Genomic DNA, 12,759 nt, shown 5'->3' with positions numbered 1-12,759 from the left:
TGGTCAGAGGTCCTCGAGTGAGACGGATTCCGCTTCGCCGACCTGCAGGAACTTCGTGTAGGCCTGGATGACCTCGTTGGGCTCGCCACGCATCATCAGCTTGCCCTTGTGCAGCCAGATGCAGTCGTTGCACATCTCGCGCACGCTGCTCATCGCGTGACTGACCAGGAACATGGTCCGGCTGTTCGAGACCAGTTCGCCCATCTTGGCCGCGGCCTTGGACTTGAACGACGCGTCACCGGCGGACAGCGCCTCGTCGATCAGCAGGATGTCGGGGTCCATGTGCACCGCGACGGAGAACGCCAGCCGGCTGAACATGCCGGACGAGTACGTCCGCATCGGCATCTCCATGAAGTCACCGAGCTCGGCGAACTCGGCGATCTCCTCGTACCGGGCCTCGATCTCCTTGCGGCTCAGGCCGGCCGCCAGGCCGCCCAGCACCACGTTCTCCTTGCCGGACAGCGCGGCGTTGAAGCCGACGCCCAGCGACAGCAGCGTGGAGACCCGGCCGTGCACCTCGATCCGGCCCGACGTCGGCGGCAGGATGCCGGCCACCGCCCGCATCAGCGTCGACTTGCCGGCGCCGTTCGCGCCGATGATGCCGATCGTGGTGCCGTGGTTGACGTCGAAGGACACGTTCTGGACGGCCTTGACCTCGCGGACCGCCCGCTCGCCGCGGCCGAGCCGGATGATCGCGCTCTTGAAGGTCGGCACCCGCTCGAACGTGGTCCGGTAGGTGATCGACACGTCCTGCACCTTGACGGCGGGGATGTCCGACGGGCTCTTCTGCATCGGCTTCTTCTCGGTCTCAGAGACGGACAACGAACTCACGCTCCCTCGACATGAAGAACAACGAGCCGATCACGAACGCGGCGAGCGCGAACACCACGGCGCCGGCCCACATCTTCCACTCGGGGATGTGGCCCTTGACGAGCAGGTCGGTCCAGCCACCCAGCAGCGAGTACAGCGGGTTGTACTGGATGAAGCCCTTGAACTTCGCCGGCGCCTGCTCGGCGAACCAGAGCACCGGTGACATGTACAGCCAGATGCGCACGAAGTACGGCAGGAAGCTGGTGGTGTCGCGGAAGTACACCTGCAGGGCGGCGAAGATCATTCCCATGCCTGCGGCGAAGATCGTCAGCAGCACCAGGAACACCGGTGCCAGCAGCATCTGCCAGTGCAGCTTCAGCCCCACGATGACGTGGATCGCGAGATACACGACCAGCGTCGGCAGGAAGCGGAAGAACGCCGTCCGCACTGCGGACAGCGGGAGCAACATCCGCGGGAACGACTGGTTCATCAGCAGCTTGCCGCCGCCGACCACGCTGGCCGCACCGGCCGTCATCGCACCCGAGAAGTAGTAGAAGGCGAACAGGCCGCCGCACATGTGAGCGAACCGCAGTCCGGCGTCCACCTTCGTTGCGCCACCGGCGATGATGTCGGTGAGCAGGTAATAGACCAAGGCGAGCAACAGCGGGTTCAGCACCAGCCACACCTGGCCGAAGAAGGTGTTCGTGTGCGCACCCCGGATGTTGGTCCGGGACATCTCCGCTGCGAACTCTCTCCGCTGCCACAGCGCCTTGAAGTACGGGCGCAGGGCCGGCAGGCCGACCCGGTGTGGTTCGTACACGTGCACCGACGGGTTGAACTCCTCGTCGACGCTAGTCGCGTTCATTCAGGCGACGCCTCTCTCTGCCGGAAAGTTGGATCCACGTGGCCGAGCACCTGGGTTTCGGCGACTGCCGCCCGGGGTACGGCGGCGTGCCACGCAGACCGGGAAGCAGAGTAGCGGATCGGCTTCAACGCCGACGACACAGCGGTCCTCCTTAGTGAGCAACGACGTACAGACGGCTACGAAACCCCGTACGACACTGCGTCAGCAACACCTGAGTCGTCCTTCGCCGATCGTTATCCGGAATATACATTTGACAGGCGGCACCGACCAAAACGCCTTGCAGCCAAGTCAAATCGCCGTCAATTCATCAGGTACGACGCTACGCACCGATGCGAAGTTGACGTGACCTGCCACACCGGTCCCGTGACTGCTGTGGTCACAGGGGACGGGTGTTATCGGCAGGACCCCGGAAGATGCTTCCTGGCCGGAGCGAGCCGGACGGAGGACGTGACGCGCAACATCACATCCGCGCTCCCCATGGACAGCCTCACCATCCACGGAGCACCGGTCTGCACCTCCCGGGGTTCCACCATCGATCCGGGGCGGCGTCCGCGCTGGGCGGAAGCGGACGCGGGCCGTGCCGGATCAACCGGCACGATGACCAGGGCGGCGGTCATCGCACCTCTGGTCCGTCCCCAGAGCGGCTGCGGACGCCGGCAGGTGCGCGCAGCTGGTGTGGGGAGGGACCGGAGGCCGGCGGAGGACAGCGCTAGCTGGAATCCCTGCAAAGATGCCAGCGCGCTGGGGACGGCAGCACCGACACGAGGGGCGGCGGCACACGGCGGAACCGGTCGCATCGGGCTCTCCTCCTGATCGGCCTCACGATTGGAGATGCCACAGTTTGTACACCCTTCAGCACAGCCGGTGATGGCACGGAAGTGCGAGGGCACCGATGCGCCGGGATCGAGACCCAACCGAAACAGGCTCCGCTGACGAGACAGCCAACTCGGGCCAGAATTGGAACAGCAGCCCGGCGGCGCTCAGGTGGTCCGTCGCCGGGCTGCTGGACCTCAATTCTCGCTCACAACTGCGCAGAAATGGTGGCCAGATGGTGACACGGCACAAGAATGTTGATCGGACAACAAATATCGCTGGGCGCATACACGTCGACACGGAACGTGCCGACGGCATTGGACCGCCCCATCTACGCTTGAGGGACGGTAGCGGACGGTGACAGCACTGGGAAGGGAGGGGAGCGTTGTGAGCACTACGGACACGGAGCGTGCCGACCATTTGAAGGTGCTCGGGCTCAACGACGACGAGATCGAGGTCTACCAGCATCTGCTGCGGACCGGACCGTCGTCGATCACCGAACTGGATGAGGCGGTCCCGGACCGGGAACGCTCGATCGACTCCATCCTGAGCGGACTCGTGCAGGCCGGTCTGGCCCGCCGTTCCGGCTCGGACCACTCCCGCTACCTTCCGGTGCCCCCGGACGCGGGCCTGGAGGCGATGACGCTGCGCCGGGAGTCCGAGCTGAAGCAGGCCCGGATCGAGGTCCTGAACGCGTACGACGAGTTCCGCCGTACCGTGCACAACGAGTCGACCACGCACCTGATCGAGGTCGTCACCGGCAGCGCGATCGTCGAGCGGATCCACCAGATCAAGGGCGGTGTGCAGCGCGAGATCCTGGCGATCGACTCCCCGCCGTACTACATCGGCGGCCCGAACCAGGAGGAGATCGAGCACCTCCGGCGCGGCGTCTCGTACCGGATCGTCTACTCGCCCGAGTCGGTCGAGGTGCCCGGGTACCTGACCGAGAACATCCTCCCGTGCGTGGAGGCCGGCGAGCAGGCGCGGGTGCTGCCCGACGTACCGGCGAAGCTGACGATCATCGACGGCTCGATCGCGTTCGTGTCGATGTCGGCGCGCGACACCGACGTGAACCGGTCGCTGCTGATCATCCGGCCGAGCAGCCTGCTGTCGGCGCTGATCGGGATGTTCGAGCTGTGCTGGCGCAACGCGCTGCCGCTGCACGCCTCGGTCGGCACCGAGGACGACCGCCTGGAGCCGATCGAGCGCCGCCTGCTCGCGCTGCTGGCCACCGGCGCCGCGGACGACACCATCGCCCGCACGCTCGGCATCAGCCGCCGCACGTTCTTCCGGTACCTCGAACGCCTGATGAACCGCACCGGCGCCAGCACCCGCTTCCAGCTCGCCCTGCACGCGGCTCGCGAGAACTGGCTCTAGAACGCGCAGAAGGCCCGCACAGCAGCGCTGTGCGGGCCTTCGACCGTTCTTCTACGCCTTTGCCGGCGCGAACTCCTTAGCGACGACCTCGGCGATCTGCGCGGTGTTCAGCGCCGCGCCCTTGCGGAGGTTGTCGCCGCAGACGAACAGTTCGAGCTCGTTCGGGTCGTCGAGGGACTTGCGGATCCGGCCGACCCAGGTCGGGTCGGTGCCGACGACATCGGCCGGCGTCGGGAACTCGCCCTCGGCCGGGTTGTCGAACAGCAGTACGCCGGGAGCGTCCCGCAGTACCTCTCGGGCGCCGTCGGCGTCGACCTCCTGGACGAACCGCGCGTGCACCGACAACGAGTGCGTGGTGACGACCGGGACCCGCACACAGGTCGCGGACACCTTCAGGTCCGGCAGGCCGAGGATCTTGCGCGACTCGTTGCGGACCTTCAGCTCCTCCGACGACCAGCCGTCGTCCTTGAGCGAGCCGGCCCACGGTACGACGTTCAGCGCGAGCGGCGCCGGGAACGGGCCGAGGTCGTTGCCGACAACCCGCCGTACGTCGCCCGGCGAGCTGCCGAGCTCGCGGTTGCCGGACACCTTCGTCAGCTGGTCGTACAGCGCGTCGATACCGGCCTGGCCCGCACCGGACGCGGCCTGGTACGACGCGACGACGAGCTGCTCGAGCTCGTAGCGGTGGTGCAGCGCGCCCATCGCCACGATCATCGACAGCGTCGTGCAGTTCGGGTTGGAGATGATGCCCTTCGGCCGGTTCCGGGCCGCTTCGGCGTTCACCTCCGGGACCACCAGCGGGACATCCGGGTCCATCCGGAACGCGCCCGAGTTGTCCACCACGACCGCGCCCTTGGCGGCCGCGATCGGCGCCCAGTGCGCGGACACCTCGTCCGGTACGTCGAACATCGCCACGTCGATACCGTCGAAGGCGTCCTCGCTGATCGCGACGACCTCGACCTCCTCGCCGCGGACCTTCAGCCGCTTACCCGCGGAGCGCTCGGACGCGATCAGCCGGATCTCTCCCCAGACGTTCTCCCTGGTCGAGAGCAGGGTCAGCATCACCGACCCGACGGCTCCGGTCGCACCGACCACCGCCAGCGATGGCAGGCCCGCCCGGTCCTCGATCGTGTTCTCCACAGCGCTCACAGGGGTCACCGTCCAGTTCCTCCGTACACGACAGCCTGGGTGTGCTCGTCGTCCAGATCGAATGCGGTGTGCGCCGCGGTCACGGCAGCATCCACCAGGTTCTCGTCCACGACCACCGAGATCCGGATCTCCGAGGTGGAGATCATCTCGATGTTCACGCCGGCGTCGGCCAGCGCGGAGAAGAACTTCGCCGAAACGCCCGGGTGCGAGCGCATTCCGACACCGACGACCGAGACCTTGCCGATCTGGTCGTCGTACAGCAACTGCTCGTAGCCCACCTCGTCCTTCATCCGGGCCAGGGCGGACATCGCCCGGGCGCCGTCGACGCGGGGCAGCGTGAACGAGATGTCGGTGCGGTTGGTGGCGACCGCCGAGACGTTCTGCACGATCATGTCGATGTTGGTCTCGGCGCCGGCGACCGTCTCGAAGATCCGGGCCGCCTCACCCGGCTTGTCCGGTACGCCGACGACCGTGATCTTGGCCTCGTTGCGGTCCTGGACCACGCCGGAGATTATCGCCTGTTCCATCTCATCCATTTCCTTGGCATCGACGACCCAGGTGCCTTCCTTCTGCGAGAAGGAGGAACGCACGTGGACGGGGACGTTGTAGCGCCGCGCGTACTCGACGCAGCGCAGGTGGAGCACCTTGGCGCCGCAGGCGGCCATCTCGAGCATCTCCTCGTAGGAGATCTTCGGGATGTGCTTGGCGGCCGGCACGATCCGCGGGTCCGCGGTGAAGATGCCGTCCACGTCGGTGTAGATCTCGCAGTAGTCCGCCTCGAGCGCGGCAGCCAGCGCCACCGCGGTCGTGTCGGACGCGCCGCGGCCCATCGTGGTGATGTCCTTGGTGTCCTGGGCCACGCCCTGGAAACCGGCCACGATCGCGATATGGCCCTCGCCGAGGGCACCCTCGATCCGGCCCGGGGTGATGTCGATGATGCGCGCGTTACCGTGCGCGGACGTCGTGATCACACCGGCCTGCGAACCGGTGAAGCTGCGGGCCTCGTACCCGAGGTTGGCGATCGCCATCGCCAGCAGCGCGGCGGAGATCCGCTCACCCGAGGTGAGCAGCATGTCCAGCTCGCGCGGCGGGGGCAGCGGAGAGACCTGCTGGGCCAGGTCCATCAGTTCGTCGGTGGTGTCGCCCATGGCGGAGATCACCACTACGACGTCGTTCCCGGCCTTCTTTGTCGCGACGATCCGTTGGGCCACGCGCTTGATGCAATCGGCGTCGGCGACCGAAGAACCGCCGTACTTGTGTACGACGCGTCCCACAGTGTTTCTCCTCAAACCACTGGTTGCGGTACGCCGTGCGGCGTTGCACCAGGCGTAGTCTCGCGGTCATTCTAGCCGTGACCTGACCGTTGCCTACCGGCCGACCATCACCCGAGCTGCCCCGTCCGGCAGATCACTGTCAGTACCGGAAGGTTCCCCGCGCCGGGTCGTCGCCAACCGCAAACCCTCCGGTGACTTGTTCATATAAGTCATCGCTGAAATACTTGTCCGGTGCACGCGTTCGACATCCTCGGCGATCCGGTCCGGCGCCGGATCCTTGAACTGCTCGCCGACGGCGAGCTGCCGGCCGGCAGTATCGCCGGCACGATCGGCGCGGAGTTCGGCATCAGCCAGCCTGCCGTCTCGCAGCATCTGCGGGTACTGCGCGACAACGGGTTCGCGACCGTGACCGTCGACGGCACCCGGCGGCTGTACGCCGTGGACCCCGGCCCGCTGCGCGAGATCGACACCTGGCTGGACCGGTACCGCAAGTTCTGGATCAACCGGCTCGACGCCCTCGAGACCGAACTGCACCGCGGCCGCCGGAAAGACTGACAACCTTCGGGCCGTCACCTGCATCAGGCTTGGTATGCGGAACATCGTCGCCAGGCTGTGCATGTCCGAAGATGGAATCGTCGAACGGCCGGAGCAGTGGCTGTCCGACCCCCAGCCGGCCCTCGGAGAATTGGTCACCGGGGCCGGAACCGTGCTGCTCGGCCGCAAGACGTTCGAGCGGTACGCCGGAACGCTGACCGGGCTGGAGCACACCCGGAACCTCGTGATCGGATCCCGTCCGGTGGTCGCCCGGCCCGGCACCGAGATGCTTCTGGGCGACACTCGCCGCGTGCTGGCTGCCTTGAAGTCCGTGCCCGGCGACGACCTGCATGTGATCGGCAGTCTGTCGCTGGTCCGCTCGCTGTTGCGGTGGCGTCTGATCGACGAGGTCTCGCTGCTCATCCACCCGATCGCTGCGGGTCGGGGCATGCTGCTGGATCGCCGTCCGCTGCGACTGATCTCGATGTGCGCGCGGGATGGCGGCGTACTCGAGGCGAACTACCGCGTGCGCTACGCGGCAACCGCCGTACCCTCCACTGCGCTTGTCTCGGCCGGTCGATGGGGCGGCACACGGAGCAGGGACAGGGTCGCGAGTACGGCGAGGCCGGCCGTCAGGACCCACGCGTAGCGAACGCCGAACGCCTCGACCACCGCACCGGCGACAGCGGAGCCGATCGCGGATCCGACCATGCCACCGCTCTGCGTCCAGCCGAAGATCTCGGTGTGCGCGGCGGTCGGTGTGAGTGCGCCTACGCGCTCATAGAGCGCTGCGACGGTCGGTGCGATCATGCAGCCCGTTGCGAACATCGCCACCGCCAATGCGAGGACGGACGACGTGGCGAAGATGCAGACCGTCACCAGCGCGGTGAACGCCAGCATCCGCCGCCACACTGCCGACGTGCGACCGCCGGGGAGGGCGCCGTTGATGATGCCGCCGGTGACACTGCCCACTGCGGCCACAGTCTCGAGAATGCCTGCAATCAAACGGTTGCCGTGTTCATCGGCCACGGCGACCATGCCTAGCGACATCGACGCGAACCCCATCACCAGACAGGCCCAGGCGAGCAGGATCGGCGTGCGGTGCGAGTGGAAGATCAGCTGCCAGGCGGTAGGACGCGGTCCGGCGGTCTCGTCGTGCGGTACGTCGGTCCGCTGGTTCATACCGAACCACCAGATGGCTCCTGCTGCTGTAACTGCGCACGCCAGGAGGCCGGCACGCGGACTGGCGAAGCTGACCATCAGTGCGCCGAGCATCGGGCCGAAGACGAACAGGAGCTCCTGCGCGGTGGCGTCCAGCGAGTAGACCGCTCGCAGACGAGAGCCGTGGACTATCCGCGGCCAGTTGGCGCGCAGGGCCGAGGTGACCGGTGAGACGAACACACCGGCCAGCACGGCGGCGATCGGGAGCAGTCGGTACCAGCTGTACGGCATCAGCGCGAGCACTGCCATCCACAGGCCCCAGGCCATACCTGTGCCGATGACGACCTTGCGTGCGCCCTTGCGGTCGGCCATGCGTGACCAGACCACGCTGGCGACCGCAGTACCGACGGAGTAGGCGCCGGCGACCACACCGGCCCAGCCGAAGTTGCCGGCGGCGTCCTTCGCCAGGAACGACAACGGGACCATCGTCGCCAGCACCGGCATCCGCGCGACCAGCGCCGAGGCCAGGAGCGCCACCACGCCGTGGGTCTTCCAGAGATCGCGGTACGCCGACAGGTCCATAAGGTGCATTCTTTCCTGACATCGTCGGCCACCGCTTCGGGAATTCTCCCTATCTCGTTTTGTCGGTGGTATATGCGAACATGTGTTCGTGTCCTTGGGTGGTGCGACGATCCTGCATGCCGACCTCGACGCGTTCTACGCGTCGGTCGAGCAGCGCGACGACCCACGCCTGCGCGGCCGCCCGGTGATCGTCGGCGCGGGGGTGGTGCTCGCGTGCAGCTACGAGGCCAAGGCGTATGGCGTGCGTACGGCGATGAACGGTGGCCAGGCGATGCGCCGCTGCCCGGGCGCGATCGTCGTCGAGCCGCGCATGTCGGCGTACTCGGAGGCCAGCAAGGCGGTGTTCAAGGTCTTCGAGGACACGACGCCGCTGGTCGAGGGGCTGTCGATCGACGAGGCGTTCCTCGATGTGGGCGGCTTGCGGAAGATCCGCGGTACGCCGGTGGAGATCGCGCGCCGGTTGCGGGCCGAGGTGCTGTCGCGGGTCGGGCTGCCGATCACGGTCGGGGTGGCGCGGACGAAGTTCCTCGCCAAGGTGGCGAGCGGGGTCGCGAAGCCTGACGGGCTGCTCGAGGTCGCACCGGACCGGGAGCTGGAGTTCCTGCATCCGTTGGATGTTTCGCGGCTGTGGGGTGTTGGCGAGGTGACGGCCGAGAAGCTGCGCAGCCGGGGGCTCGCGAAGGTTGGCGATGTCGCGATCCTGCCCGAGGCGGCGTTGGTGGCGATGCTCGGGCGGGCGTCCGGGCGGCATCTGCATGCGCTGGCGCACAACCGGGATCCGCGACCGATCGAGGTCGGGCGACGGCGGCGGTCGATCGGTTCGCAGCGGGCGCTGGGGCGGTCGCCGAAGTCGCCGGCGACGCTTGACGCCGTACTGGCCGGCTTGGTCGACCGGGTTTCGCGCCGGATGCGCAATGCGGGGCGCTCGGGCCGGACGGTCACGCTGCGGCTGCGGTTCGACGACTTCACTCGGGCGACCCGCTCACATACGTTGCCCCAGGCAACGGATCAGACGCGGGCGATTTTGATCACGGCCCGGGCGTTGCTGCGTGCTGCGCAACCGCTGATCGCTGCGCAGGGGATCACGATGATCGGCATTTCGGTCGGCAACCTGGAGAACGAGGCGGCGTTGCAGTTGGCGCTGCCGTTCGACAAGGCGGCGAACAATGAGCTCGACTCGGCGCTCGATCAGGTCAAGGACAAGTTCGGGACGGACGCCATTACGCGGGGCATTCTGCTGGGTAAGCGGCCGGGGCTAGAGATGCCGATGCTGCCCGATTAGCAGCTCGAGGACGAGCTCGTCGTGGAGCGGGATTCCGTAGGCGCCGGCCTGTGGGATCGACGGTTTGAGCTTGCGGGACTCGTCGACGGCGCCGGGCCGGACCTCGACGATGCGCAGGCCGCGGCGTTGGTAGAAGCGGAGCGCGTCGAGGTTGTCGTTGGTGGTGATCAGCCACAGGCGGCGTGCTCCGGCTGCTTGTGCTGTTTCGGTGGCGGCCTTCAGAAGGGCTGTGCCGACGCCGCGGTGCTGGGCCGGCGCGTCGATCGTGACGACCTCCAGCTCGTCGTCCTGCAGGTTGTACGTGAGCAGGCCGACGATGCGGTCGTCCTCCTCGGCCACGATGGCGGGCAGCGTGGTGGCGTCGTACGCGACGCCGTGGGCGACCGCGATGTGACTACCCCAGGACTGCTGGAGCAGGTCGCCGATGGCGGCGCTGTCGGCCGCGGTGGCTGGTCGGATGTTCATCAGTAGGAATTGTCGTGGATGCGACCCGCGTACCAGTTGAGGGCGGCGCGCAGCTCGTTGACCTGGGTCCGACGACGGGCCTGCGTGGAGCCGTGAGCGATCGGGTAGATGCGCAGACCGCCGTGGTGGCGGCGATGCGAGACAGGCAACTGGTTCTGGAACTGCGGCTCAAGCCATGCGATCAGCCAGGGCCGCTTGCTATCCCCACCAACATGGAGCCGCGTGACGCCGTACCAGGGGATGGTGGCTTCGCGGTAGGCGCGCTTGACCGTCAATCCCTGCGGAGACAGCCGAAGCACAACCTTCGGCCTGAGCACAAGAATCCAATGCCGAACCGCAAAGTACAAAAACACCAACGAGACCAGCCCGGACAACGTCGACAACACAGGATGAAGCGCCTTCACTTGCGGATCAACCGGCACAAACGCAAGCCAAAGCACCGTGAAAATCCCCGCGAACAAACCCGGTCGCGCTCGACTGCTCGCAAAACTAGCCCCCACCCCGCCCGACCCCGCCCTATCGCCCGACCAAGCCACACCACCCGGCCCCGCCCCACCACCCGGTGCCGCCACATCACCCGGCCCTGCGACACCACCCGGCCCTGCCACACCACCCGGTGCCGCCGCACCACCTGACCAAGCCAGACCACCCAGGGCCGACGCGCCGCCCGAGTCCACCGCACCACCCAGCCCGGCCGGGCCAGCCGCCCACGCGGGACCAGCGGGCGCCGGTGCGCCACCAGGCCCCGACACACCGCCCAACCCCGCCGCACCACCCGGCCATGCCGCGGTACCCGACCCCGCGGGACCACTGGGTGCCGCCGCACCGGCCGACCAGGCTGGGCCGTCCGCCCCCGCGGGCGGGCTCGGCGGCGACACACCATCGGGCAGCTGCGCCGTCGGGAAAGGTCCCGTTGGTGGGAGGACCTTCGTGGCGGGTGACATGGGGATCGTGGGTGGGTTGAGGAGGGCTGTTGGTACCGGCGGTCCTAGGACGTGCAGGATTTCCATCGGTGTCGGGCGTTGCGCGGGATCGCGGGCCAAACACCGGCGTACGACGTCATGCAGCGGCCCCGGGAGCGGCGGGATGTGTGGATGCTCGTTCACGATCCGATGCAGCATTGACGCCGGATTCCCGGTCGCGAACGGACCCCGCCCCGACGCCGCGAACACCAGCACCGCACCAAGCGCGAACAGATCGCTCGCCGGCCCGATCCCAGTCCCCGTGATCTGCTCCGGCGACAGGTAACCCGGCGTACCGATCACCATCCCGGTCGCCGTCAGACTCGCCTCCTCCAACGCCCGAGCAATCCCGAAGTCGATCACCCGCGGCCCGTTGTCGGTCAGCACGATGTTCGACGGCTTCAGGTCGCGATGCACGACACCGCTCGCGTGGATCGCCATCAACGCCTCGGCCAACCCACTCGCGAGCGACTGCGCGCCACCCGGCGACATCGGTCCAGACATCTCAATCGCCTTCTGCAGCGTCGGTCCCGGCAGGTACTCCGTCGCAAGCCAGGGCCGATCCGCATCCGGATCAGCGTCCACAACGGCCGCCGTGAACGCCCCACTCACCTTCCGCGCAGCGTCGATCTCCCGCGCGAACCGCGCCCGGAACCCCGGATCATCGGCGAGCTCCTCGCGCACCACCTTCACCGCGACCAACCGGCCGCCCGGCGAACGCGCAAGGTAGACCGCACCCATCGCCCCACGACCGAGCCGGCCCTGGATCGCGAACGATCCGACCACGGCCGGATCGTGTGGATGCGTTGTCATCGGGCGACACGCTAACGCGCTTCAGGACCGCGGGTAACCGATCTCGGCGATCCCGTCGGAGAGATCGCTCAGTCGTCGCTGCCTGTTCAGCGACGTCACGACGTACTCCGTCAACGGCATCAGCGCGTACACATGCCGGATCGCGTCGAGGTCGAGCGCCACCTCGTAGTACTCCTCGGCAAACGTCAGGTACGCCTCGGGCCGGCCATCAGCGACCAACTCGAACAGCCAGTCGGCCCCGTCGCGGTCCGCGTCCTCCACCGGACCGGATCGCCAGGCCGAGTCATCCGTCGTACGCCAGAAGCACACGGTCGCGCGCGGCACGCCCTCATCGCTGAACGCCTTGTCGTCCCGCGCCGCATGGAACACCTCCGGCACACCCTCAAGCAGGCCGGGCCACACCTTCTGATCATTCGCGTACGGCGACATCGGCGACTCATGGTCGAACCCGTACGCGAACGCCCCGTCAGGCGAGAACACGATCGAGTACTCGTCCCCCGACCCGTTCCGCATCAACGCGGCCTCTTCGGTCTCGGACCAGCGCGCGTCGAACTCGTAGTACCTGGTGCGCTCGTCCTCGTTGAGCACCAGGTCCAACACGGCCAACGCCCGACTGACCCGCCGAACCGTGCCGACATCCGGCAACCGCCGGATCACCTCATGAACAGACAC

General features: G+C 67.5%; 12 protein-coding genes. 4 read left to right on the top strand and 8 right to left on the bottom strand.

Annotation, left to right across the window (positions count from 1 at the left end; genetic code table 11):
* Positions 1-3: 3 nt before the first annotated feature.
* A complete protein-coding gene (locus FDA38_RS00410) occupies positions 4-822 on the bottom strand; it encodes an ABC transporter ATP-binding protein (protein ID WP_233714436.1) in 819 nt (272 codons plus the stop codon).
* Positions 809-1,675, bottom strand: a complete 867-nt coding sequence (locus FDA38_RS00405) for an ABC transporter permease (protein WP_137252083.1) — start codon at positions 1,673-1,675, stop codon at positions 809-811. Before FDA38_RS00405 ends, FDA38_RS00410 begins: the two co-directional genes overlap by 14 nt.
* Positions 1,676-2,875: 1,200 nt before the next feature.
* Here FDA38_RS00405 and FDA38_RS00400 point away from each other — a divergent pair.
* Entirely contained in the window at positions 2,876-3,865 is a 990-nt protein-coding gene (locus FDA38_RS00400) for a helix-turn-helix domain-containing protein (RefSeq protein WP_137252082.1), read from the top strand.
* A 51-nt stretch (positions 3,866-3,916) separates the two neighbouring features.
* On the opposite strand, the gene FDA38_RS00395 is transcribed toward FDA38_RS00400, so the two are convergent.
* The gene (locus FDA38_RS00395) at positions 3,917-5,023 is read right to left on the bottom strand and encodes an aspartate-semialdehyde dehydrogenase (protein ID WP_202877510.1); all 1,107 of its coding nucleotides are present in this window, start codon (positions 5,021-5,023) and stop codon (positions 3,917-3,919) included.
* Positions 5,020-6,288: an aspartate kinase gene (locus FDA38_RS00390; protein ID WP_137252081.1), complete on the bottom strand. Its 1,269-nt coding sequence runs from the start codon at positions 6,286-6,288 to the stop codon at positions 5,020-5,022. The genes FDA38_RS00395 and FDA38_RS00390 overlap by 4 nt, the downstream gene beginning before the upstream one ends.
* Positions 6,289-6,519: 231 nt before the next feature.
* On the opposite strand from FDA38_RS00390, the gene FDA38_RS00385 reads away from it, so the two are divergent.
* On the top strand, positions 6,520-6,843 hold the full coding sequence (locus FDA38_RS00385) for an ArsR/SmtB family transcription factor (protein WP_130445872.1): 324 nt from the start codon (positions 6,520-6,522) through the stop codon (positions 6,841-6,843).
* Positions 6,844-6,877: 34 nt separating this feature from the next.
* Positions 6,878-7,471, top strand: coding sequence for a dihydrofolate reductase family protein (locus tag FDA38_RS00380; RefSeq protein WP_137252080.1), 594 nt, complete (start codon positions 6,878-6,880; stop codon positions 7,469-7,471).
* Here FDA38_RS00380 and FDA38_RS00375 read toward each other — a convergent pair.
* A complete protein-coding gene (locus tag FDA38_RS00375; protein ID WP_233714435.1) occupies positions 7,354-8,565 on the bottom strand; it encodes an MFS transporter in 1,212 nt (403 codons plus the stop codon). The genes FDA38_RS00380 and FDA38_RS00375 overlap by 118 nt on opposite strands.
* An 88-nt stretch (positions 8,566-8,653) precedes the next feature.
* On the opposite strand from FDA38_RS00375, the gene dinB reads away from it, so the two are divergent.
* Entirely contained in the window at positions 8,654-9,847 is a 1,194-nt protein-coding gene (gene dinB / locus FDA38_RS00370) for a DNA polymerase IV (protein WP_325053024.1), read from the top strand.
* Here the strand turns inward: dinB and FDA38_RS00365 are convergent.
* Genes FDA38_RS00365 through FDA38_RS00355 form a run of 3 tightly spaced genes read right to left on the bottom strand, consistent with a single transcriptional unit; the run spans position 9,821 to position 12,759 of the window.
* Complete coding sequence (locus FDA38_RS00365; protein ID WP_137252077.1) at positions 9,821-10,312, bottom strand: GNAT family N-acetyltransferase; 492 nt, start codon at positions 10,310-10,312, stop codon at positions 9,821-9,823. The genes dinB and FDA38_RS00365 overlap by 27 nt on opposite strands.
* Complete coding sequence (locus FDA38_RS42565) at positions 10,312-12,087, bottom strand: serine/threonine-protein kinase (RefSeq protein WP_137252076.1); 1,776 nt, start codon at positions 12,085-12,087, stop codon at positions 10,312-10,314. The genes FDA38_RS00365 and FDA38_RS42565 overlap by 1 nt, the downstream gene beginning before the upstream one ends.
* A 21-nt stretch (positions 12,088-12,108) precedes the next feature.
* Complete coding sequence (locus FDA38_RS00355; RefSeq protein ID WP_137252075.1) at positions 12,109-12,759, bottom strand: hypothetical protein; 651 nt, start codon at positions 12,757-12,759, stop codon at positions 12,109-12,111.

The organism is Kribbella jiaozuonensis, assembly GCF_005233875.1.
In the GTDB taxonomy this organism is placed as follows: Bacteria; Actinomycetota; Actinomycetes; order Propionibacteriales; family Kribbellaceae; genus Kribbella; species Kribbella jiaozuonensis.
Note: the sequence above shows the minus strand (reverse complement) of the source record. Positions and strands in the feature narration are given on the sequence as shown.